We start from the raw sequence: 24,052 nt of genomic DNA, 5'->3' as shown, positions 1-24,052 counted from the left end.
TCGCGCGCCGCCTTTCCCACGCGCAGTCGGTGGTGGTGAAGGTCTCTAGCTCATCCTCCCCCGCCAGGGGGAGGTGTCAGCGGTAGCTGACGGAGGGGGAGGAAGCAGCCAACTCGTTATGCGTCGTGCCCTCCCCCTCCGTCGCTTTCAGCGCCACCTCCCCCTGGCGGGGGAGGGTTGGAACTAGCCCCGCATCCGGCTCACGACCGAGCGCTGCGAAAACTCCAACATGCCTTCGCGTCCGAATTCGGTGCCGATGCCCGATTGCTTGGCGCCCGCGAAAGGGATGTGCGGGCCGAAATGGGTGTGGTGGTTGATCCAGATCGTGCCGCTGTCCATCCGCGCCGCGACCGCGTCCGCCGCCGCCACGTCCTCGGACCATACCGATCCGCCCAGCCCATATTCGGACGAGTTGGCGCGATCGATCACCTCGTCGATCTCGTCGAACGCGATTATCGGCAGGATCGGCGCGAACTGTTCCTCGTCGACCAGCGCGGAGCCGTCGGCGATGTCACGCACCAAAGTCGGCTCGACGAAGTAACCCGCGCCTTCCTTGCGCTTGCCGCCCACGATGATCCGCCCATCGGCCGCCGCCGCATCGAGATAGCGGGTCGCCTTCTCATATTGCATCGCATTCTGCAGCGGGCCGACGCGCGTCCCCTGCTCCAGCCCGTCGCCGACCGCGAGCAGCCCGACCTCCTCGGCCAGCGCGTCGCACATCTGATCGTAGATCGAGCGGTGGACGTAGAGTCGCTTGAGCGCGATGCACACCTGCCCCGCGTTGAAGAAGGCGCTGCCCGTCACGCGCTGCGCGGTCTTCTTGATGTCTGCGTCGGGCAGGACGATGCCCGCATCGTTGCCGCCCAGTTCCAGCGTCAGCCGCTTGAGCGACGATGCCGCCGCCTCCATCACCTTGCGACCCGTCGCGGTCGACCCGGTGAAGCTGACCTTCGCGACATCGGGATGGTTGGTCAGGATGTGACCAAGTTCGTTCTTGTCGATCACGATGTTGACCACACCCGCCGGGAAAATCTTGTTCAGCGCCTCGGCGAGGATCAGCGCCGTCACCGGCGTCGTCGGCGCGGGCTTCCAGATGAAGGCGTTGCCCAGCAACAGCGCGGGCGCCAGCTTGTACACCCCGATCAGGAACGGGAAGTTCCAGGGCGTGATCCCCGCGACCACGCCCAGCGGCTTGTAATGCATCTCGATCAGATAGTCGGCGTCGTCCTGCACGACTTCGGGATCGAGGCTCTGCTCGCTGAAATAGCGGATGAAGGCAGGCGCGAAGCCGACTTCCATCTGCGCCTCGCCCAGCGGCTTGCCCTGTTCCATCACCAGCGTGCGCGCGATCCTGTCGGCATTGGCATCGATATAGTCGGCGAGTTCGAGCAACTTGGCGCGGCGCTCATCGAGCGGGGTCGCGGCCCAGCCCTTCTGCGCGCGCTTGGCCGCTGCGATCGCCCCCATGAAATCCGCTTCGGAGGCGCGGGCGACCTTGGTGAACGCTTCGCCCGTCGCCGGGTTGATGACGTCGAGCGCCTCTCCGCCCGCAATCAGCTTGCCGTCGATCAACATCGGATAGTCCGTCATCGCCCGTCTCCGCTCCTAGGTCCGCGCCTCTCCGGGCGTCATGTCGCCAATGGGCACTCACTTGCGGGATGGAGTCAAGCGCGGCCTTGGCCTTGGCCGTCATCCCAGCCGAAGCTGGAATCTCGTGAGGTTGAGCGCATCGCACTTCCATCGCGCGAGCGACTGTTCGTCGATATCGCTCATGCGACCTCGACGATGATCTTGCCGTGGGCGGCCGGATCGGACAGCGCCGCGATCGCTGCGGCGCCATGCTCCAGCGGATAACGCGCGCTGATCGGTGGCCTGAGCTTGCCGGCGCTATAGAGATCGAGCAGCGCCTTCATGTTCGACGCGTCGACCTGGGGCTCGATCTCGGTGAAGTGGCCGTAGAACACCCCTATCGCCGCCGCGCCCTTGAGCAGCAGCAGGTTCGCCGGAATCGCCGCGATGCCTGCGGGGAACCCGACGATCAGCAGCCGCCCGCCCCAGTTCAGGCCCCGTATCGCCGCCTCGGTCAGGTCGCCGCCGACCGGATCGATCACCATATCGATCCCGTCCGGACACAGCGCCTTCACCCGTGCAGCCAACGCGCGCTTTCCATCCTTGTCCAGCGGCCCGCGCGGATAGACGAAGCCGTCAACCGCGCCATAGCCCCGCGCGATCGCCAGCTTCGCGTCGCTGGACACTCCCGCGACGACTTTGAGTCCCAGCGCCGCACCGATCTCGACCGCCGCCAGCCCCACGCCGCCCGCCGCGCCCATCACCAGCAGCGTCTCCCCCGGCTTCGCCGCCGCCCGCTGCACCAGGGCATGATAAGCGGTGCCGTAGGTCATGATGAACGCCGCGCCGTGTTCGAACGGCATCGCGTCGGGGATGGCCCAGGCGGCCGCGGCCGGGATCGCGATCCGATCGGCCATGCCGCCCCATCCACTCATCGCCATCACCCGGTCGCCGACCTTGTGGCCAGTCCCGCCCGTAGCCACGCCCGCGCCCACCGCCTCGATCACGCCGGCAATCTCGCACCCGGGCGCGAAGGGGCGTTCGGGCTTATATTGATACTTGTCCTCGATGATCAGGCTGTCGGGATAGTTGACCGAACAGGCGGCGATCCGCACGAGCACCTGCCCGGTGCCCGCGACCGGATCGGGCGCGTCGTCCAACACCAGCGTCTTCGGCCCTCCGGCCGCATGTGACGTCAGCCGACGCATCATCCCCTCCCCTCATTCTCTCGACGGTCGCTTGCTTGACAGTGCAAGGGGGCGTGGTCAAACCCATCGGTACAGGCGGACGATCACAAGATATCGCCACGGGAGAGAGACGGATGCAGGCGACCTTGTCGATCCGGTCCAACGCGCGCCGCCGGGGCGGCGAGATCGCCTTGATGTGCGAGGACCGCAGCTTCACCTGGGCCCAGTTGCACGATCTGATCGCGCGCTTCGCCGCCATATTGCGCGACGAGGGCGTCAGGCCGGGGGATCGCATCGCCATCCTCGCCGACAATTGCGATCTCTATCTCTCCGCCTTCTTCGCGATACCGTGGGCCGGCGCGGTCCTGCTACCGCTCAACACCCGCCTCAACCCAGCCGAATTGGCCGAGCTTCTGGAGACGGGCGATCCGTCGCTGATCCTGTTCGATGCAGGCCGTGCCGACCTGCTCGAACGCACCTTCGATGCCGGCGCGAAGCGCGTCCCCACCCTTGCGATGCGCGGGCAAGCGCACTCGATCGACGCGCTGCAGGCGAAGGCGGCGCCCATGGACGATCTCAACCGCCACGGAAATGATCCGGCGAGCATATTCTTCACCGGCGGCACCACCGGCCGATCGAAGGGCGCGGTGATGACCCACGCCAACCACATGTTCAATTCGCTGGGCATGTGGACCGAACTGGGCGCCGACACCAGTGAGGTGCGCTATCTCCACGCCCCGCCGATGTTCCACGTCGCCGACGCCCTGTTCGTCCACGCCGTGACCGCGGTGGGCGGCTGCCACGTCCTGCTGCCGCGTTTCGATGCGGTCGCGGTGATCGACGCGATCGAGCGGCACGGCATCACCGATGTCTATCTGGTCCCGACAATGGTCGGCACCTTTCTCGACGAACTCGAACGCAACCCACGCACGCTCCCCACGCTCCGCCGGCTCTATTATGGTGCGATGCCGATGCCGGAGGAGGTCGTGCGCCGCTTCATGAAGATGCTGCCGCAATGCGGCCCGGTCCAGCTCTACGGTCAGTCGGAGGCCGGTCCGATCCTCACGATGCTGCTCCCGCGCGATCATGACGTGTCGGGCAAGACCACGCGCCTGCGCTCGGCCGGCCTGCCGATGCCGGGGGCCGAAATCGCGATCCACGACGAACAGGGTCAAGAGGTTGAACAGGGCGTCGTTGGCGAAATCGTGGCCCGTGCGGGAACCGTCATGCCCGGCTATTGGAACGACCCCGAACAGACGGCGAAGGCGCTGCGCGACGGCTGGCTCTATACGGGCGACGGCGGTTATGTCGACGCCGACGGCTTCGTTTACGTCGTCGATCGGATCAAGGACATGATCATCTCGGGCGGCGAGAACATCTATTCGATCGAGGTCGAACGCGCGATTTCGAAGCATCCCGCCGTCTCACAATGCGCGGTGATCGGCGTGCCCGATCCGCGCTGGGGCGAGCGCGTCCACGCGGCGATCGTGCTACGCGCGGGTGCGGCCGTCAGCACCGAGGAAATGCAGGCCCACTGTCGCCAGCATATCGCCGGCTACAAGATTCCCCGCTCGATCGACTGGCGCGCCTCGCTCCCGCTCTCCGGCCCGGGCAAGATCCTCAAGCGCAAGCTGCGCGACGAGGTGTTGGAACAAGCCTGAGCCTCCCCGCCCCATCCTCGTCATTGCGAGGAGCCGAAGGCGACGCGGCAGTCCACCCCGCAGTTCGGAATGGATTGCTTCGCTCCGCTACCGATGCCGAGGAAGGGGTTGGGATTCAGGCCAACGCTGTCTTCTGCCGAAACCGGCTCGCCACGAACAGCAGGATCGCCGACACCGCCAGCGCCCCGACCATGCTCAGGAAGGCAGGATCGTAGCTGCCGGCCTTATCGTAGGTCACGTTCGCGTAACGAACGAGCGCCGCCGCCACGATCGAAATGACCGGCGTAACGAGGCCCAGCGCGGTGCCATAAGCCCGGCTACCGAAGTAATTGGCGAAGATCATGCTGAACAAGGGGAAGAAGATGCCGTTGCACAGCCCGCCGACCACCGAGATCGCCAGCAGCGGTCCATAGCCCGTCACCGTCGTCAGCCCGGCCATCACCCCGGCCAGAACGAGCGTACCGCCGATCATCAGCCAGATCTGGTCGATCTTGTCCGCGAAGGTCGCGAGCACCAGCTTGGCAAGAAGCGAGATGATGGTCATCGCCGAAACCAGCGTGGTCGCCTGAAGCAGCGTCAGGCCCTTTTCCTGCCCGAATGGCACGATCGACGTTCCCAAAACCTGCGCGACCGCGAACAGCATCGCGCCCGCCGTACCGATCAGCCAGAAATTACCCGACGACAGCAGCCTGCCCATCGTCCACTGCGCACCCGGATCGTTGGCCGCCGCGGTCGATGCCGCCGTCGCCTCCATCTTCTCGCCGGCCGCCTCCATCTCGCCCGGCGCGGGGTGTTCGGGCACGAGCAGGGTCGCGGCCGTCAGAACCACCGCCACGATTGCGCCCGCGATCATCAGCGCGGTGCGCCAGCCATAATGTTCGATCGCGAGCGCCAGCGGCGGCAGGACAAGCAGCCCGCCCAGCCCCTGCCCGATCGCCCCGATCGCCATCGCGCGTCCGCGCCGCCGCTCGAACCAGCGTGCGATCAGGGTAAAGCCGCACAGATTGCCGCCCGCTGCGAAGCCGAAGGCCACCGGAATACCGATCAGCACCGCGTCGAGGAGGAGGTTCGTCGATAGCCCGACCCCGATCAGCGCGCTGCCGGTCAGGATCGCCGACAGGATCAGCAGCAGACGGACGGGCACCCGCATCGTCAGCCGACCCGCGATCGGCGCGAACACCGCCATGCCCAAGGTCATTACGACATATCCGGTCGACACGGTCGCGCGCGTCACGCCCAGATCGTCGGACACCGGCTTCACGAACGCGCCGAAGCCGATTGCGGTGGTGCCGAGGATCAGTGTCGATGCCAGCATCGCCAGCCCGACGACCAGCCAGCCGCGATAGAAGCCTTTTCCGCCGACCGACATATGTTCGCATCCTCCCCCGGGCACCATGAACGGCGCTCCTTTGCCCGCAACCTAGACGGGGTGGATGGGCACGCAAACATTAGTTTGCGCGATACGGAAACCCGGATGATGCGCTGAGGCGATCACCGGCCTTTCCCGGAAAGTCGCGAATTCTGCCCTCGACAATGAAAAAGGCCGGCCCCGCTTGGTGCGGAACCGGCCCTCCTCTCCGAAGTGATGCGTCGCTTAGAAGGCGAAGCTGACCGAGACGTTGGCGCCGAAGTCGGACCAGTCCTTCGACGTGGACATGAAGCCGTCGATGCCGGCCTTCACGTTCTGCCCGAACTGGACGTCGACGCCGCCGTCGAGGCCGTAGGTCGCCTGCGCCAGACGTGCGCCCGAGACGCCGAAGGCCTGGCCTGCGCCACCGAACTGCGACACCGATCCGCCACGCAGGTCGCCCCAGGCATATTGCGCCGATGCGGTCAGGTGCGGCAGCAGGGTCGCCCCGGTGCCGATCGGCGCGGAGCCGCCCAGATGCCAGCCGGCGGTCGCCAGCTTGATGTCGCGGGTACGGCTCGCCGTCGTCAGCGCGGCCGCCGTGCCCGTCTCGACGGCGCGGTCGGCGTGGGTGCGGACGTAGGCAAGGCCCCCGAACGGCGCGGCGGTCACCGGGCCATCGATCAGCGCGTAGCTGACTTCGCCGAACAGCTGCTGGCTCGTCGCGTCATAGCCCGAACGCAGCTGGCCATTGAGGCCGGGGATCGAGATGCTGCGCGTCGTGTCGACGTCATGCCAGCTATAGTCGCCGCCGACCTTGACGGTCAGCTTGTCCTGCGACCAGCGGCCATAAGCGCCGACCAGCTTGGTGTGGACGTCCGCCTGGCTCGCGCGGCCCTTCACCCCCACATTGCTGTCGACATAGCCCGCGTGCAGGCCGACGCGCCATGTGCCCATGCCGTAATCGACACCCGACAGCACGGTGGTGCGATCGGTCGCCGTCGCCGCGACGTTGCCGGTCGCGTCGGTCTCGATGCCCGCGCGGCCCGCCTGGCCCCAGATGCCCCAGCCTTCACCCTGCGTATCGGCGCGATCGAGCACCGAACCGCGGATCCGGCGCGACTGATCGATCAGCACCGAAGGCACCGCCGCGAACAGCTCGCCCGACAGCTCGTTATACGCGTTCGGGGTCGCCGCGTTCGACAGCATGATCGCCGAATTGAACACCGTCCCGCTGAAGCCCTGCGCTGCGATCGCATTGGCGACCGCAAGCTGGTTCGGCGTGCGGGCCAGCGACGCGAAGGTCACGTCGTTGCGCAACAGGCGCAGCGTCACCGCCGTGCCGGTGTAGCTGAGCGACGGCGTCAGGAAGGCGAAGTTCGAAGTCACGTTGGTGAACGTGCCCGTCACGCCGCCCGTGGCGCTCAGGATGTTGTAGCTGGTCAGGCGATTGTAGCTGCCCGCCTCGGCCAGCACCGCGACAGTGGTGTTGGTGGCGATGTTCGCGGTGCCCGTTGCGATGATGCGATCCGAACGCCCGTCGGCATTGGTTTCGACCTCGTAGGTCGCCCCACTTGCGAACACGACATTGCCCGCGACATTCTGCGTGCCGATCGAGTTACCCGGCGCATAGGCGCCGCCCGCCCCGATCGTGACGTTGCCGACGCGGCCGGTACCGCCCAGCTTGCCGCCGCCCGACACCGTGACCGGCGAGACGATGCTGCCGTTGACCGCCAGCTTGCCGCCCGTGACCGTCGTCGGCCCGGTATAGGTGTTGGCGCCCGTCAGGTTGAGCGTACCGCTGCCCGTCTTGGCCAGCGAACCGTCTCCGGTGATCTCGCCTGCAAAGGCGGTGCTGGTCGTCTGGTTGACGGTCAGCGCGCCGCCCTGCGCCACGCTGATCTTCGCCGCAGGGCTATTCCCCTGCAACTCCGCCACCACCTGGCGCGTGCCCGAGAAGTCGAGCGTGCCCGTGCCCTTCAGATCGAGCTCGGTGGTCGGCGCCACCGTGCCCGCCAGCTTGATCGAACCGCCCAGGATGTTCGTCGTGCCGGTGAAGGCATAGCCCGTGCCCAGCGTCAGCTTGCCCGCACCATTCTTCACCAGCGTGCCCGCACCCGTCAGCGCGCCGTCGAAATTATAGTCGTCCGCACGGTTGACGATCAGCGTACCGGCGACGTTCGCATTGCCCGTGAACAGGCCCGACGTCCCGCCATTGCCGATCGAGAACGTACCGCCCGTCAGGACGTTGACGATCCCGCTTTGCGTGCCGGTCAGCACCACGGTCGCGCCATTGTCGACCGCGAGGCCGCCGGTGGTACCGATGCTGTTGACGCCATCGAGGGTCGAGGTGCCGCCTACAAACAACACGCGGCCCGCGCCCGACACCGTCTGGTTGCCCAGCACCGACGCACCGGTATTGCCCGCCGAGCGGATTGCAAGCGTGCCGTCCGCGACATAGTTCGACGCCACAACGCCGGTCAGGCCGCCCGTGGTGGCGCCTGCGACCTCAAGGGTCGCGCCGTTGTTCACGGTGACGTTGGCGAAGCTGCTCGGCGTCGCCCCCGCGGTCCAATAACCGCCGGCCACCGTCAGGCCGGTGAAGCCACTGAACGCCGCGACCGTCTGCGCGGTGGTCTGCACCCCGACGGTGCCGTTCAGCACCGCCTGGTCGACACCGCCATTGCCCACGATCGTGCCGTTGACGACCGAACCGGTGCGCAGCGTAACCGTGTCGTTTGCCGCGCCCAGTTGGATGGCGACGCCACCGGTCCCTCCGGTGACCGTGCCGCTATTATCCAGGCTGGTCGCACCGCGGGTCAAAATGCCAACGCCGCTACGGCTCGCGATGGTGCCCGCATTGACGATTGTGCTCGTGCCGCTGGCGACGTTAATGCCCGTGACCGAACCACTAACTGTGGCGCCGGAGGCGATGTTGACAGTCGCGCTGCCCTGCGAATCGATCAGCAACCCGCTGCCATCCGTAGCCGAAACCGCGCCGGTGATGGACGCGACGAAGGTTGCCCCAGCCCCGTTGGCGATGAGGCGCACCGCATCGGCCATCGTGCCCGTCGCCGTCGCCGAACCGATCGTCGCGGTGACGCTTCTGCCGCTGACGTTGATGGCGGTCGACGACGTTCCGCTTGTTGTCACGCTGCCCGTGCTCGACAGCGCCACGGTGTTCTCATCCGCCAAGATGTTGATACCGTTGGCCGTATTCCCGGTCGTGGCGATGCTGCCGGTGTTGCTGACCTTGATCGCGGCGGTGCTGGCGGTCGTGCTGGGCGTCCCGAAGTTGCGGATCGCGCGGCCCGCATCGATCGCAATGCCGCGCGCATTCGCGCCAGCCGTCGAGATCGCGCCCGAATTGTTGACGGTGATAGCGCCGGTCTGGCTGATCGCGTCGATGCCATCGGCCGGGCGCAGGTTGCCGCCCGCAGAGCGCGTGGTGCCGACGGTCTTCACCGTACCCGTGCTGTTGATCGTGATAGCCGCACCAACCGTGGATCCGAGGATCGCGTAGCCGCCATTCCCGGTCACGGTGATATCGCGGCTGTTGATGGTCAGCGCGTTCGAAGTGCCCACCGCCTGCGCGTTGATCCCGACCACATTGCCGGTGCCGGTATAGACCACGCTGCCGCTGTTGATGACCGAATCACCCGCGAGCGCGATCACCGAGATACCGCTGCCGTTCAGAGTATTCACGTTCTGCGTCGCCGTCGACGTCAGCGCGATCGTGCCGCTGTTGAGGGTGACGGCGCCGCGACCCGATATGTTGATGCCGCTGCCCGATCCGCTGATCGACGTGCTCGTGACGCTCGTCGCGGCGGAGTTTGCGCTGTCGCCCGAAACGGAGATCGCGGTGCCGTTGTTGATGATGTTCGCGCTGGTGATCGTAACCGCGCTGCCGCGACCATTGACCGAAATGCCGGTGGCGCCGGCGCCCCGCATGTCGATAGTGCCGCTGGCGATCTTGATAGTCTGCGTGCCTGCCGCCTGATCGCTGTCAGGCGTGACGCTGATGCCGATGCCGCCGCTGGCCCCCGTCCCCGTGATCAGGGTGCTCTTGATGTCGGTCGTCTTGGTGCCGAACACCGCGATGCCAAACGGCGTGTTGCCGGCGACCGTGATGGTGCCGCTGTCGATGATCGTGTCGCCGCCCGTGCTGACATAGATGCCCGCCTGGTTGGTGCCGGCGGTGGTGACGGTGTTCGACTTGATGTTGGCGAGCGTGGCGGCGCCGACATAGATGCCCGAACCCTGCGATGCATTCGCGTTGGTCAGCGTGGCGATGTCGCTGACGACCTTGACGCTGTTACCCTGAATGAACAGCGCACCCAGGCTGCTGCCATTGTTGCCGTTGGCCGTCGCGATCGCACTGTTGACGGTCACCGTGCCGGCCGGGCCGCCGGTGAAGATGCCGCGCTGACCACCGGCCGCGGTCCCCGTCGAGTTGATCGTGATGTCCCCGCCGCTCGTGGTCGCGGTGATCGCACGACTGCTCGAATTGCCGTTCGAGGTGACCGACCCCGCATTGATCGTGATCGCGCCCGTGTTGCTGTTGCCGCGAACGGCGAAGGTCGATCCCGTGCCCGTGGCGTTGACCGTACCGACGGTGACGTTGACGGCTCCGGCGCCGGTGATCGCATCGGCGCTGATGCCCGCACCGTTATTGCCGACGCTGTTGTCGACAGTCAGGCCGGCAAGGTTGAGCGTGATCGTGCCATCGGTCGCGATGTCGACGGTGCGGGGGCCGCCGGCAACCGTATCGGTGCGGGTCAGGCTATAATCGCCGGTGCCGTTAAACGCGATGTTTTCGGCGTAGGCAGCGGCGGGGAGTGCGAGGGCGGTGCCCATCAGCAGGGACAGACGGAACGAAGACGAACGCGAAACCGCGCCGCGAATGCGGCGGAAAGAACCGACTGCCATAGTAGAAAATCCCCGTGTTACGCTGAACCTCGAGGCCGACCGCCATCGCCTGCGCGCGGCGCGATCAACCCCATGCACCCTCGCCGATACCGCTTTGGTGATACTCACCGCGGCTTTTCGGATCCGGCCTCGTAAAACAACGCAAACAGTTGCGGAATGTCTGTGCATCCCAATTCATGGGACGCCCCAAAATGGTTTACGGCCTGTGTCATAAAGGAACATATTTCGCCTTCCCGTCCGTATCCTCAATGGTTTACGCCTTTGGCCTTTCATCTTCCGGTCGGATTCGAACGGGGTCGAAATTGGGGAAAAAATGGCGGTGGATGGTGAAAGTCGCGGGCTGGGGTGGCCCGCGGTTCTTGGGTTGGGCGCGGCGCACTTCTGCCTGTTCGCCGATCGCGCGATCCCGTCCGCCTTCGCTCCTCTCTTACGCGCCGATTTCAATCTCACGGATGCGCAACTCGGCATCCTGATCGGCCCCGCGATGATCCTGCCCTTCGCGATCGGCACGATCGTCGCCGCGATCTGGGCAGGGCGCTTTTCCGCCTGGCACATCGTGATCGCCTCGTTGATCGCCTGGTCGCTGGCAAGCGCGGCCGGGGCGCTCGCAGCGACGTTCGCCGGGCTGGTCGCGGGTCGCATCGCCTTCGGCATCGCGCAGGTCGGCTTCTCTCCCGCCGCCGCCTCGCTGCTCTCGGCGTCGATCACCCCCCCTGCCCCGCTCGCCATATCGGCCTTCACCACGGGCTCGGCGTCGGGCCGCAGCGGCGGATTGCTGATCGGGGGAGCGTTGCTGCTCGGCCTCGGCAGCCTCACGCTTGCGATCGCGCCATGGCGGATCGCCAGCATCGTGCTGCTGCTGCCCAACCTGCTGCTCGCGCTCCTGCTCTGGCGCATGTCGCGCCGGGCGGCGGAGGCACATGTCCCCACGCCCGGCCTGGGCAGCGGGCTGCGCTGGATCGGGTCGGTTCGCTCCACCTTTCTCGGCCATGTGGTCGCATCGGCGGGCGTGCTGATGATCGTGCAGGCGATCGGCGCCTGGGCGCCGTCGATCCTAAATCGCCAGTTCGGCCTCTCGACCGCGGGCAGCGCCATGCTCGCCGGGGTCGCCGTCCTCGTCGGCGTCCCGATCGGCCACCTCGCGGCGGGCCGGTTCGCATCGCGCCCCGGCTTCGTGCGCAGCGGCCCCGCTCCGCTGATGATCGGCGGCGTGCTGATCGCGCTGGCGGGGTGTGCGGGCCTTCATGCCGCAGGCGGGCTGGCGGGGGCTTTCCTGGCGCTGGTGGTGATGATCGGCGGGGGCGGGATCGCGGCCGCGACGTCGCTGATCGGCCTGCAACTGATGGTCCCGCCGCGCGAACGCCTGTCGGTCAACGCGCTGTTCCTCGCGGTCACCACCGCTTTCGGCTATGCGGTCGGCCCGTGGCTCACCGGCTGGCTGAGCGACGCGATTGCGGGGGATGGTCACGCGCTGGACTATGCGCTGCTGCTGCTGGTTGCCGGATCGGCGGTGCTGGTGGCGGTTTCGGCAGCGTCCGCCTCGGCGGGGTGGCGCCAACTGGCGGGAAACAACGCATGATCGCGGCCCCCTCCCTTCCTGCCAACGTGGGCAATGGATTTACGTTCTCCAGCGAAGGTCGCGATCCCGATCTCGCCTTCGACGAATATCGGCAGCTTTACGCCAATGGTTCGGATGTCGAACGCGCCGAAGGCCCGTTCCACGCGCATGTCACCGCCTGGCGCCTGGGCAATATGCTGCTGTTCGATCGCCGCCTCGATGGCCTCATCCACTCGCGCACCGAGCGGGTCGCCTCCGACGGCTTCGATCATTTCGTGCTCTATGCGATGATCGACGGTGAAATCATCGGCAGCCCGGAAAGCCGCTTCGACCGGGCAGGCGCGGGCAACGTCGTCCTGCTCGATACCAGCATGGCCACGCGCACCCAGGCGGTCGGTGCGCACTATCTTACCGTCAGCATCGCACGCCATCTGGTCGAAGCGATCGTCGACGATCCCGCCAGCCTGCACGGGATGGTCCTGCGGCCGCCATCGACCCTGATCCTCATCGATTTCCTCGCCTCGCTCGCACATCGCGCGCCCGGTATCGCGACGGCGGCGATGCCCAATCTGTCGCGCGTGCTGGTCGATCTGCTGGCGATCGCGCTCGCCGGTTATTCGCGCCCCGGATCGGAGACGCGCCAGCAGAACTTGCTGCGCCGTCAGTCGGTCGAAAGCTATATCGCACGCCACCTTGCCGATCGCCGGCTGTCCGCGGCGACGATCAGCGACGCGACCGGCATATCGCGCTCCTCGCTCTATCGGCTCTACGACCGGCAGGGCGGGATCGCGCGGCTGGTCCAGATGCGTCGTCTCGAGGCGATCCGGGCAGCGATCGAAGATGGATCGACCGCCGGCCTCGGCGAACTCGCCCAGCAATTCGGCTTCGCGAGCGAAGCGCATATGAGCCGCGTCTTTTCCGAAGTGAACGGCCGCGCGCCCGGCGCCTATCGGCGCGAGGTCCAGGCGAATCCGGACGAAGGCGTCCTCACCGCACGTCGCCGCTGGGTCGGCTGGATGAGCGAATTATCCTGAGGGCCATTTCGCGTCCCCCGACGACGCCGGCAGCTTACCCCGCGAAACGCGCAAAATGCGCGCCTTGACCTAAACGGAGAACTCTCCGATACGAATCGGCGAGCGGTCGCTTCGGCCGCATCGCCAAATCTGTTATCGTGTCGTCCGTCCGGGTCGAGAGCCCGGGCGGCCAGTGGAGAGGCTGCGATGAGCTACAATATCCTGATCAAGAACGGCACCGTCATCGACGGGCAGAACAAGCCGGCGTTCAAGGCGGACGTGCGCATCGCCGGCGGCAAGATCGTCAAGGTCGCCGAGACGATCGAGCGCGAGGGCGTGGAGCGCGTCGTCGACGCGACCGGCTGCTACGTGACCCCGGGTTTCATCGAAACGCACAACCATTATGACGCGCCGATGTGGTGGATGCCCAACATGTTCCCGCTGCCGGGCTATGGCATTACCACCACCGTCAACGGCAATTGCGGCTTCGGCGCCGCGCCGGTCCACCCGACCAAGGAAGCCAAGGATGCCATGATCGGCATCTTCTCCTTCTTCGAAGATATCCCTCTCGAGCCGTTCCACTCGCAGCTGCCGTGGGACTGGAAGACCTGGGGCGAGTATCGCGACTCGATGCTGCGCAACCTCAAGGTTCCGATCAACTTCGAGTTCTTCTGCGGCCACCAGGCGCTGCGCCTCGCCGCAATGGGCATCGATGCGACCAAGCGCGCCGCGAACGACGAAGAGATTCGCGTGATGGCCGACATGCTGCGCGAAGCGCTGAAGGCCGGCGCGTGCGGCTTCTCGTCGAACACGATGGATTATGATGGGCAGGGCAATCCGGTCCCGTCGCTCCTCGCCGACGACAAGGAATTCTCGGCGCTGTTCGACGTGCTCGACGAATTCCCCGGCAAGACGTTCGAGGTCATCATCTCGATCTTCCAGCGCTTCACAGGTGTCGAGGACATGCAGCGCCTCGTGCCGCTGGTGAAGGACCGCAAGTTCAAGACCCAGTGGGCCGGCGTCCCCACCCTCACCTATCAGCTCGGCAAGGTCGCCCCGCTGGTCGAGGAACATGAGCGCTACAAGGCCGAGGGCTATCCGCTCTACACCGGCTTCACCCATGTCGCCCCCGCGACGATGATCAACTTCAATTCGCCGCTCACCTTCGGCCAGACCAACCTGCTCGCCTGGGTCGAAGTCGCCGAGGAGACCAACACCGCCAAGAAGCTCGAACTGCTCCAGTCCGAAGAATGGCGCGAGCGTGCGCGCCAGTCGTGGGAGGAGATGTACCCGCAGGCGATGTTCCGTCGCCCCGAAAGCGTCATCATGCGCGACAGCCAGTATCGCGTCGGGCCCTACGGCTCGGAAGTCACGTTCCAGGACGTGATCGACGCCCGCAAGGACAATGCCCACCCGTCGGACGTGCTGGCCGATTGGGTGCTGGACAACGGCATCGGCTCGACGCTCGGCTACGGCATGTCCAAGGCGTCGATGGAGCAGATCATCAACCTGTTCAAGGATGAGAACGCCCTCGGCAACATCTCGGACTCGGGCGCCCATGCCCAGATGCTGTGCGGCATCGGCGATCACATCAACATGATCACCACCTTCGCCCGCGACAATGACTGGCTGACGATCGAACAGGCGGTTTACAACCTGACCGGCAAGCTCGCCAACTTCTTCGGCTTCACCGATCGTGGCCACATCGCCGAAGGCAAGACCGCCGACATCGCGATCTGGAACATTGACGAGGTCGAGCGTCGCCCGATGATCAAGGAGTTCGACGTGCCGGACGGCTCGGGCGGCCGTGGCTATCGCTACACCCGCGACGCCGCGCCGATGCGCATGACGATGGTCCACGGCGAGCCGATCTTCGACGGCGGCTCGTTCACCGGCGCCTATCCAGGCCGCATCGCAGGGCATGAGACGCACGAAGCCTTCGCCGAGGCTCAGGCGGCGGAGTAAGGAACATAAATCCTCCCCCGCCAGGGGGAGGTGTCAGCGCATGCTGACGGAGGGGGAGGATGCGATGAACCACAGGTTTGTCGTGTCCTCCCCCTCCGTCGCTTTCAGCGCCACAGTGCGAGGTCGGATCGTCCCCCGGACGATCCTTGAACATGCCGGGGGCATGTTCAACCTCGCGCTCCCTGACGGGGAAGGACCAAAAACAGACGGTCCTCCCCCGGAGGGGGAGGGGGACCGGCGCAGCCGGTGGAGGGGTATTCTCCACACACGCCAATACCGTTACCGGCCAATACCTCTCCACCACGCCTTCGGCGCGGTCCCCCTCTCCCTCCGGGAGAGGATCTGCCCGCACACACATATTGACCTATCGTGCAAAATTGTGGCCTATGCTCGCGCATAGGAGAGACACAAGAATGATCGCGCCCGCCGATTCCCCCGCGTCCGAACAGGACGCCGCCGCCTACCCCTCGCCCGCGATGGGCTGGCTTACGGTCGCGATCCTCTTCCTGCTCTACATATTGTCGCTGACCGACCGGAACATCATGGCGCTGATGGTCGGCCCGATCAAAGCCGATCTCGGCCTGTCCGATCTGCAGATCAGCCTGCTGCAAGGTCCCGCCTTCGCCTTCCTGTTCTGCATCTGCGCGCTGCCCGTCGGCATGGCGCTCGATCGCTACAGCCGCCGCGTGATCCTGTGGCTGTCAGTCACGATCTGGAGCATCGCCGCCGCCTCGTGCGGCCTGGCCTCCAGCTTCGCGATGCTGGCCATATCGCGCGCTGGCGTCGGCGTCGGCGAATCCGGTTTCTCGACCGGCAGCTATTCGGTGGTGGGGGACAGTTTCCCCCCGCACAAGGTCGGCCTCGCCATGTCGATCTTCATCATGGGCGGCGTGATGGGCGCGGGCGTGGTGTTCCTCGTCGGCGGGCCGATCGTGTCGGCCGTGATGCAGGGCGGCGGCTCGGTCTGGCCGATCCTCGGCGCGCTCCAGCCGTGGCAGGAGGTGTTCATCATCACCGGCGCACCCGGCATCCTGCTCGCGCTGCTCGTATTCCTCTTCCGTGAGCCTATCCGCCGCAAGAAGACCTCGATCGACCAAGGCGCCGGCTATGGCGAGGCGTGGACCTTCCTGAAGGCGCACAAGCCGCTCGCCGTCGCGACATTCCTCGGCTTCGGCCTCACCTATGCCTGCACGATCGGCTTCCAGCTGTGGACCCCCAGCTTCCTCGCCCGCGTCCACGGCTGGACACCCGCGCAGATCGGCCCGGTCCTCGGCGTTACCCAGATCCTCGCTGCCGCTTTGATGCCGGTGCATGGCTGGGCGGTCGATCGGATGTTCAAGGCCGGCCGTCGTGACGCACATCTCCTGTGGTGCATGGGCGCGGTGATCATCGCCGCCCCGCTCGGCGTCGTCGCCTTCCTCGTGTCAAACCCGTGGGTGACCGTCATTCTCTACGGCCTGTTCATGGCGCTCGTCCTCGCCGCCGCCAGCATGGGCCCGACGGTGGTGCAGGTCGTTACCGCCCCGCGCCTGCGCGGCCGCGTCTCCGCGCTCTACGTCCTCGTCACCGGCCTGATCGCGTTGGCGGGCGGCCCCGCCACCGTGGGTCTCATCACCGACAAGGTGCTGGGCGACGAGAAGCTGGTGGGCATGTCGCTCGTCATCACCATATTCGTCGTGCTGCTCCCCTCGGCATTGCTGTTCGCGCTCGGCCGCCGCTCGATGCGGAATGCCGTCGAAGCCCTGTAAGGATTACCAAATGACCGATCACGCCGCCCTCATCGCGGGCACGCCCAAGGGTCTCCTGATCGACGGCCAGTTCGTCGACGCCATCTCCGGCGAGCGTTTCGACACGCTCAATCCGAACACCGGTGCGAAGCTTGCCGACATCCCTCTGGGGGCCGAAGCCGATGTCGATCGCGCCGTTGCCGCCGCGCGCCGCGCGCTCGAAGGCAGTTGGGCCAAGGTGAAGCCCGCCGAGCGTCAGGCGATGCTCCTGCGCCTCGCCGACCTGATCGATCGCGACTTCGACGATCTCGCCCTGCTCGACACACTCGAAATGGGCCGCCCGATCACGGCCGCCCGGGGTCTCCGCGATCTCGTCCTGCGCGCGATCCGCCACTTCGCCGGCCTCGCCACCGCGATCCACGGTGAGACGATCCACAATTCAGCGCCCGTCGATCTGTTCACCTATACGGTGCGCGAGCCGATCGGCGTCGTCGGCGCGATCATTCCGTGGAACGGCCCGCTGTTCAGCGCGGTGTGGAAGATCGCCCCCGCCCTCGCCGCGGGCTGCACCGTGGTGCTGAAGCCCGCCGAGGACGCCTCGCTCAGCCCCCTCGCCTTCGGCAAACTGTGCCTGGAGGCCGGCATCCCCGCAGGCGTCGTCAACATCGTCACCGGCATGGGCGCGACGGGCGCCGCGCTCTCCAACCACCCCGACATCGACAAGATCAGCTTCACCGGAAGCTGCGAGACCGGGCAGCGGATCATTCAGGCGTCGGCCGGCACCGTGAAGCGCGTCACGATGGAGCTGGGCGGCAAGTCCCCCAACATCATCTTCAACGACGCCGATCTCACCCGCGCCATCCCCGCCGCCGCGATCGGCGTGTTCAACAATTCGGGGCAGGTCTGCGCCGCCGGCACCCGCCTGTTCGTCCAGCGCGGCGTCTATGAGGAGGTCGTCGCCGGTGTCGCCGCCTTCGCCTCGGCGATGAAGATCGGCCCCAGCCTCGATCCCACGACGCAGGTCGGCCCGCTCGTCTCGGCCAAACAATATACCCGCGTGCAGGACTATCTCGATCACGGCCCGACCGAAGGTGCCCGCCTCGTTGCGGGTGGCGCGCGCGTCACCGATGGCGGCCTCGACACCGGCCACTGGGTCGCCCCCACCGTCTTCGCCGACGTCAATGACGACATGCGCATCGCGCGTGAGGAGATCTTCGGCCCCGTCGCCTCGATCATGGTGTTCGATACGCAGGAAGAGGTGATCGCCCGCGCCAACGCATCGCGCTTCGGCCTCGCGGGTGGCGTCTGGACCAAGGATATCACCGTCGGCCTGTCGACCGCCAACCGCATCAAATCGGGCACCGTCTGGGTGAACCACTATTTCGCGATGGACCCCTCGGTCCCCTTCGGCGGCTACAAGATGTCCGGCTTCGGCCGCGAAGGCGGCTACGAACACGTCGCCAGCTACCTCAACACCAAGAGCATCTGGGTCCGGATGGATTGATCTGAAAATCCTCCCCGGCACGGGGAGGGGGACCATGCGGAGCATGGTGGAGGGGGCAGGAGACCGGGCGCATCGCCTTGCCTCCTGCCCCCTCCGTCGCCTTCGGCGCCACCTCCCCGTCCCGGGGAGGATCTTTATACTTGACAAAAAGAACCATTTGGGTTATTCACTCACTCATCCTCTCGCCCGATCAGCGTGAGGATACAGGACCGGCCCGGAGCAGAGCTCGCTCCGTCACCGGGCCGTGACAGGTCGGCGCGAAGTCATCCGGTTCAGAAGCGGATGCGCATCGCTTCTCGCCGGCATGTGCTGGACGAACCCGCCGGCAGGCGGAGGCGACTTGCGGTTTCGAAGGGAAGACAGGGCCGATCCACTGCGGGAAGTCAGAGTCCCGCATCCCCGGTAGCCCCGACCGGACAGACCGCGCTTCGCCCCCAATCGCCGGGGCCATCCCCTGCAAGGATGGCAGCAGCCAATCGCAGGACCGCATCCCCTGGCCTGGTGACAGCAGGCAAAGCATGTCGGTTCGGTCGGCCCCAGCCATGCCCGCACGACTATCTTTACGTTACCCAACGTCCGGGTGCCCTTTTGGCAGGACGCGCCGACCTTCACCTGTCCTGATTCTACGCCACGGGTGCGCCTACCGAAAATCCTCCCCGATCCGGGGAGGTGTCAGCACAGCTGACGGAGGGGGCAGGAGGCTTGACGCATCGCCCGCGGCCACCCCCCTCCACCGCTTCGCGGTCCCCCTCCCCGTCCCGGGGAGGATTTCGGACTACCGCGGGATCTTGTGCCCCATCTCGTCCCCGCCCTTGTTCAGGAAGAATTCGAGCTGCTTCGCCCGGAAGCCGGGCACCGCCTTGATCTCCTTGTCGACCACCAGCGGCGCCGCGTTCGGGGTCTGGTAGCGCGGCCATGCGGGCAGGCCGGCGCCGTTCGGATCGCCCGCCTTGATGAAGTTGACCAGATAGTTCTGCATCGTCTGCGACACCTTCAGGTCGGCCGGGGCCGTGCCCTTCGGCGTGCCGAAGAAGTAGGGCATGTCCCCACAATGCGGCACACCGGGCTTCTTGCCCTGATCGGCCGCATCGACATAACCGAAGTGATAGCCCCAGCTAGGCAGCCCCGCCTTGTCAGCCATCCCCGAAACGCCCATCGCGGCCGACGTGAAGATGAAGTCGGTCTGCACCTGGCGCAGCAGTTCGGCGTCGCTCAGCTTCTGCCCCTCCGCCTCCTCATAGATCGGGCGCAGTGCATCGACATCGACGCCGAAGCGGTCTTTCAGCGTTTCCTTGTCGAAGCCCATCAGCCCGAACACGCTCGCCTCATCGCTGGTCGATCCCGAAAACAGCGGCACCTTCGTGATCGCGCCCGTTGCGAACGCCTCGGCCGTGCCGATCGGCAGCAGCTTGCCGTCGACGATCGCGCCGAATTCCGGCGCGCCCGGATCGCCCGCCAGCACCTGTGCCGGGGTCAGCTTGCGCAGCTTCGCCAGCGCCGCCGCGTCGGTGCCCTGGATGCCGGTGCGATCGGCAAAGGCCACGCCCTGCTTTTCCGCGACCTCCAGCGACCGGCTGGCGTTGAACACACCACCGCCCGAATGGACGCTGGCCTTCGCGAACAGCCCCTTGGCCGAGGGCGCGACGAGCAACTGATTGACGCTCGATCCGCCCGCCGAGCAGCCCAGGATCGTCACGTTCGACGGATCGCCACCGAACTTGTCGATGTTGCGCCGGACCCAGCCCAGCGCCGCAATCTGGTCCATCAGCCAGAAATTGGCCGTCGCGCCGCCTTTGGCCTCCGCCGTCAGCGCCGGATGCGCGAAAAAGCCCATGCGGCCGACGCGGTAATTGGGCGACACCAGCACGATGCCCTGCTTCACGATCGCCGCCGCCCCGCCATCGGCCAGGTAGCGGCCCGAACCGAACGCAAAGGCGCCGCCGTGGATCGACACCAGCACGGGCAGCTTCTTGGCGCCCACTTCCGGCGTCACGACGCTGAGCGTCAGGCAATCCTCGGATGTCTCGCCGACTTCGCGCCCACGTTCGGATTGGATGCAGTTGTAGCCAAACTGGCTCGCATCGCGCACGCCCTTCCACGCCTTGGCCGGCGCCGGCGCCTTCCAGCGGCCCTCGCCCACCGGCGGAGCCGCGAAGGGGATACCGCGATAGGAATAGCCTTCGGGAACGGCGATGCCCTTCACCTGCCCCAGATCGGTCGTCACGATCGGCGCGGCGGCGTTCGCCACGCTCGCGCACAGCGCCACCGACGCCAGCAGGCTCCGTGTCATACCCTTCATGCACCCATCTCCTTCAGTGCGCGTCGTCGCGCCATCGTTACGATCACCACGCCGGCGAGCGTCATCAGTCCGCCGATCACCATCGACGCCGTTACCGGCGTTCCGAACATCCAGTGCGATGCCGCCACCGACACGACCGGCGCCGCGAGCGTCAGCGGCATCACCGCCGACAGCGGGTGGCGACCCAGCAGCCACGCCATCCCGCCCTGCCCCGCCAGCGTCGCGCCCAGCACCGAGAAAGCGAGCCACGCGAGCGGTGCTGCGGGCAGGCCCGGCAGCTTCGCCAGCACCCCAGGCTCCAGCACCAGCGACATCGGCAGCAGGAGCGCGGTGCCCATCAGCCCGGTCCAGAAATAGAGCGTCAGCACCGGCACGCCGGCCAGTTGCCGTTGGACGAGCGAACTCGTCCCCCACATCGTCGCCGCGAGCAGCATCAGCAGCAGCCCCGGCAACTCGCCGAAGATGCGCGGATCGAACATCAGCACGACGATCCCGACGATCGCGACCGCGATCCCCGCCAGTTGCGCGCGGCTCATCCGTTCCTTCAGGATCACTGCGCCCAGCACCAGTGCGATCGGCACCGCCATCTGCCCGACGATCGCGAGCGCGCCGACATTGGTCGACACCTTGAGCGCGAGGTTGAGGAAGAGGAGGAACAGCCCGCCCGTGATCAGCCCGAACAATGCAAGAGACTTCACCCGCCCCTGCGGCGGCCGCATCCACGGCGCGCAGATCAGCCCGACGATCGCGAGGCGCGCGGCGCCCGCGGTGAAGGGGGCGAGCGCGCCGACCGTCACCTTCATCGCGATGATGTTCATCCCCCACAGGATGTTCATCGCGGCGGCAACGGACAGGTCCAACGCTCCGAACGGCACCGCCGGTTCACCACCGGCAGTGCGCGGAGTCACTTTGCGTCCTCGATCAGCTGCGCGTAGCTCGGGCGGTTCATCTGGAACAGGTCGGTCCCGCGCTCATACCAGCCCGCGCCATGCGTGCGCGCGATCAGCTGCATCGCGGGCGTATCGAGGTGCATCCGTTCCGCATTCAGGATGAACTCGTCCTTGATATGCGCGACCAGGATTTCGGCGATCACCACCGTCTGCCCCGGATAATCGAGCATGTCGCGCACCCGGCATTCAAAATTGACCGGCGCGCTGGCGATCAGCGGCGGCGCGACGACCGATGCGGGCGCGGTGCCGATCCCGAACATCGCGAGTTCGTCGACGCCGCGCGGGCTGTCGGTCGCGGTCTTGTTCATCGCCTCGGCGTCATGCTCCGCCACCAGCGCGATCACGAAGTCGGGGCGCGCGCGGATATAGGCGGCGGTGTCCTTGTCCTGCCCCTTGATCTTCATCAGGCCCAGCACGACCATCGCCGGATCGCTGCCCAGCGCGTTGAAGAAGCTGTGCGGGGCGGCGTTGGGCTTGCCCTCCTCATCCAGCGTCACCGTCCACGCGATCGGGCGCGGCGTCACCGTCGAGTTCATGATGTTGTAGCGCGCGCCAAAGGGCGTCGCGGCCATGTCGATCTGCATTCCGGTCAGCCCTTCGCTTCGGCTTTGGCCGCGCGGGCTGCCTGCGCCTTGGCGATGAAGGCTTCGCGCGCGCGGGCCACTTCCTCGCCGGTCTGGCAGATCGCGCAATAGGCGAGCTCCAGACTGTGGCTGGCGTCGATCCCGCCCTCCTGCGCGCCCTGCAGCAGCCGCTTGGCCAGTTCGGTCGCATGGGCGTTACCCTGGCCGACATTCTTGAGGAATTCGACCGCGGTGGAGAGCGCCTCGCCCTTCGGCGTGGCGCGGCTGATCAGGCCCAGCGACGAAGCCTCGGCCACGTCGATCGTGCGGCCCGAGAAGATCAGTTCGGCGGTGCGATAGCGCCCGATCTGCCGTTCGAGCAGCCACGTCGCGCCGCCATCGGGCACGGTGCCATAATCGATGAAGGGCGCGCCGAATTGCGAACCTTCGCCCGCGAACACCATGTCGGCGGAAAGCGCGAGCGCGAGGCCGATCCCGAACGCGCCACCCTCGACCGCCGAGATGACGGGGACGGGCAGCTTGCGCAGCCGCGCGATGATCCGCTGCCCCATCTCCAGCCGGGTCGCGGGCGACAGCGCGCCTTCGCCGCGTGCGGGGGGCAGCTTCACGTCGCCGCCGATGCAGAAGAATCCGCCAGCACCTGTCACCACCAGCCCGCGCGGCGGCGTGTTCCGCTCGATCTCGTCGAGCGCCGCGCCGAACAATTCCCACATCTCGAACGAGACCGAATTGACCGCTTGACGGCGGTTCAGGGTAACGATGACGATATCGTCCTCGGTCCGCTCGACGAGCAGGGGCGGTGCGCCTTCGGCCATATCCAAACCTCTCCGATCTTTCGACGGATGCTAGTTTAGCCTTGTCACCATCTCAACGTGAAATTGCACCAATGTGCATTTTCTTGATCCTCGCCGGCACGGGGAGGGGGACCATCCGCAGGATGGTGGAGGGGGTTGGAGGCAAAGCGCATCGCTTGTGGCCAGCCCCCTCCGTCGCCTTCGGCGCCACCTCCCCGTACCGGGGAGGATTTAGGAGGTCAGGCCGCCTTGCTTTCCTGCTCGCGCAGCATCGTCTCGATCTCGGTCTTCGCGGCGCCGCGCGTCGCGCCGAGCATGAAGGTGAGGTACGAGTTGACGAGGCGGGGCAGCAGATCATCGTCGGGCATCAGCCCGCGCGCCCAATCGTGGATCGTCGCATATTCGTAGCGGACGATGTCGTTGGCCAGCGCATCGGCATCCACCCAGGGTTGGAGCTGGCGGCGGCGCTGCAGGTTGCGGATCCAGCCAAGATTCGATTCCACCGCGACCGAATGCATCGCGTTCCAGATATCGATATTCACGTCCGGGCTGAAATAGACCGCCATGATCGCGCGGATATAGTTGCGAATTTTGCGGTTGCGGCGGCCCACCGCGACGATGCGCTCGATATTGTGCTGGAGCGTGCCGACTTCGGATTTGTAGGGAATCTTGCCCAGATATTCGAGGAAATATTCCTGAATCGCCGCCGCGATCAGCCGCTCGCGTGTCTGGAAGGCATTGTAGAGCGTGCGCTTCGCCACGTCGGCGCGCTTGCACAACTCGTTCATGCTCAGATTCTCGATTCCCTGCTCCTCGATCAGCGCCCGAGTCTCATCGAGAATGCGCCGCCGCCGTTCCAGAATTGCGGGGCTGGCATAGGTAAGCGGCTTCTCGATAAACTCGTTCAAACGTCGATCCTCGGCAGGAAAGCGCCAATTCTGCACAGCGGTTCAAAACCGTCAAG

15 protein-coding genes are annotated in these 24,052 nt (G+C 66.3%); 6 read left to right on the top strand and 9 right to left on the bottom strand.

Going from position 1 to position 24,052, the window contains the following annotated elements; all coding sequences use genetic code 11:
• Nucleotides 1-183: 183 nt before the first annotated feature.
• Entirely contained in the window at nucleotides 184-1,590 is a 1,407-nt protein-coding gene (locus tag FYJ91_RS17110) for an aldehyde dehydrogenase family protein (RefSeq protein ID WP_149523532.1), read from the bottom strand.
• Between the two features lie 179 nt (nucleotides 1,591-1,769).
• The gene (locus FYJ91_RS17105) at nucleotides 1,770-2,780 is read right to left on the bottom strand and encodes an NADPH:quinone oxidoreductase family protein (protein WP_342788028.1); all 1,011 of its coding nucleotides are present in this window, start codon (nucleotides 2,778-2,780) and stop codon (nucleotides 1,770-1,772) included.
• Nucleotides 2,781-2,890: 110 nt separating this feature from the next.
• On the opposite strand from FYJ91_RS17105, the gene FYJ91_RS17100 reads away from it, so the two are divergent.
• Nucleotides 2,891-4,417, top strand: coding sequence for an acyl-CoA synthetase (locus tag FYJ91_RS17100; protein WP_149523530.1), 1,527 nt, complete (start codon nucleotides 2,891-2,893; stop codon nucleotides 4,415-4,417).
• Nucleotides 4,418-4,532: 115 nt separating this feature from the next.
• Here the strand turns inward: FYJ91_RS17100 and FYJ91_RS17095 are convergent, their stop codons facing one another.
• Nucleotides 4,533-5,813 carry an MFS transporter gene (locus FYJ91_RS17095; RefSeq protein WP_149523529.1) on the bottom strand — a complete coding sequence of 427 codons (1,281 nt, stop codon included), beginning with the start codon at nucleotides 5,811-5,813 and terminating at the stop codon, nucleotides 4,533-4,535.
• A 198-nt stretch (nucleotides 5,814-6,011) separates the two neighbouring features.
• Complete coding sequence (locus FYJ91_RS17090; protein ID WP_149523528.1) at nucleotides 6,012-10,694, bottom strand: autotransporter domain-containing protein; 4,683 nt, start codon at nucleotides 10,692-10,694, stop codon at nucleotides 6,012-6,014.
• A gap of 313 nt (nucleotides 10,695-11,007) precedes the next feature.
• Here FYJ91_RS17090 and FYJ91_RS17085 point away from each other — a divergent pair, with 313 nt between their 5' ends.
• The 5 genes from FYJ91_RS17085 to FYJ91_RS17065 all read left to right on the top strand — a co-directional run bounded on the left by FYJ91_RS17085 (nucleotide 11,008) and on the right by FYJ91_RS17065 (nucleotide 18,461).
• On the top strand, nucleotides 11,008-12,273 hold the full coding sequence (locus tag FYJ91_RS17085) for an MFS transporter (protein WP_149523527.1): 1,266 nt from the start codon (nucleotides 11,008-11,010) through the stop codon (nucleotides 12,271-12,273).
• Complete coding sequence (locus FYJ91_RS17080) at nucleotides 12,270-13,286, top strand: helix-turn-helix domain-containing protein (RefSeq protein ID WP_149523526.1); 1,017 nt, start codon at nucleotides 12,270-12,272, stop codon at nucleotides 13,284-13,286. The genes FYJ91_RS17085 and FYJ91_RS17080 overlap by 4 nt, the downstream gene beginning before the upstream one ends.
• A gap of 186 nt (nucleotides 13,287-13,472) precedes the next feature.
• Nucleotides 13,473-15,230: an N-acyl-D-amino-acid deacylase family protein gene (locus FYJ91_RS17075; RefSeq protein WP_149523525.1), complete on the top strand. Its 1,758-nt coding sequence runs from the start codon at nucleotides 13,473-13,475 to the stop codon at nucleotides 15,228-15,230.
• Between the two features lie 413 nt (nucleotides 15,231-15,643).
• Nucleotides 15,644-16,978: an MFS transporter gene (locus tag FYJ91_RS17070; RefSeq protein WP_246152695.1), complete on the top strand. Its 1,335-nt coding sequence runs from the start codon at nucleotides 15,644-15,646 to the stop codon at nucleotides 16,976-16,978.
• 10 nt (nucleotides 16,979-16,988) lie between these two features.
• Nucleotides 16,989-18,461, top strand: coding sequence for an aldehyde dehydrogenase family protein (locus FYJ91_RS17065; protein ID WP_149523524.1), 1,473 nt, complete (start codon nucleotides 16,989-16,991; stop codon nucleotides 18,459-18,461).
• Between the two features lie 775 nt (nucleotides 18,462-19,236).
• Here FYJ91_RS17065 and FYJ91_RS17060 read toward each other — a convergent pair.
• From FYJ91_RS17060 to FYJ91_RS17040, 5 genes are all read right to left on the bottom strand, one after another.
• Nucleotides 19,237-20,760, bottom strand: a complete 1,524-nt coding sequence (locus FYJ91_RS17060) for a carboxylesterase/lipase family protein (protein WP_219822615.1) — start codon at nucleotides 20,758-20,760, stop codon at nucleotides 19,237-19,239.
• Complete coding sequence (locus FYJ91_RS17055; protein WP_246152693.1) at nucleotides 20,757-21,668, bottom strand: DMT family transporter; 912 nt, start codon at nucleotides 21,666-21,668, stop codon at nucleotides 20,757-20,759. Before FYJ91_RS17055 ends, FYJ91_RS17060 begins: the two co-directional genes overlap by 4 nt.
• Nucleotides 21,665-22,294, bottom strand: coding sequence for a flavin reductase family protein (locus FYJ91_RS17050; RefSeq protein ID WP_149523523.1), 630 nt, complete (start codon nucleotides 22,292-22,294; stop codon nucleotides 21,665-21,667). Before FYJ91_RS17050 ends, FYJ91_RS17055 begins: the two co-directional genes overlap by 4 nt.
• 5 nt (nucleotides 22,295-22,299) lie before the next feature.
• Nucleotides 22,300-23,109, bottom strand: a complete 810-nt coding sequence (locus tag FYJ91_RS17045) for an enoyl-CoA hydratase/isomerase family protein (protein WP_149523522.1) — start codon at nucleotides 23,107-23,109, stop codon at nucleotides 22,300-22,302.
• Between the two features lie 218 nt (nucleotides 23,110-23,327).
• Nucleotides 23,328-23,996, bottom strand: coding sequence for a TetR/AcrR family transcriptional regulator (locus FYJ91_RS17040; protein WP_149523521.1), 669 nt, complete (start codon nucleotides 23,994-23,996; stop codon nucleotides 23,328-23,330).
• Nucleotides 23,997-24,052 lie beyond the last annotated feature (56 nt).

It is taken from the genome of Sphingomonas montanisoli (assembly GCF_008274695.1).
In the GTDB taxonomy this organism is placed as follows: Bacteria; Pseudomonadota; Alphaproteobacteria; order Sphingomonadales; family Sphingomonadaceae; genus Rhizorhabdus; species Rhizorhabdus montanisoli.
Note: the sequence above shows the minus strand (reverse complement) of the source record. Positions and strands in the feature narration are given on the sequence as shown.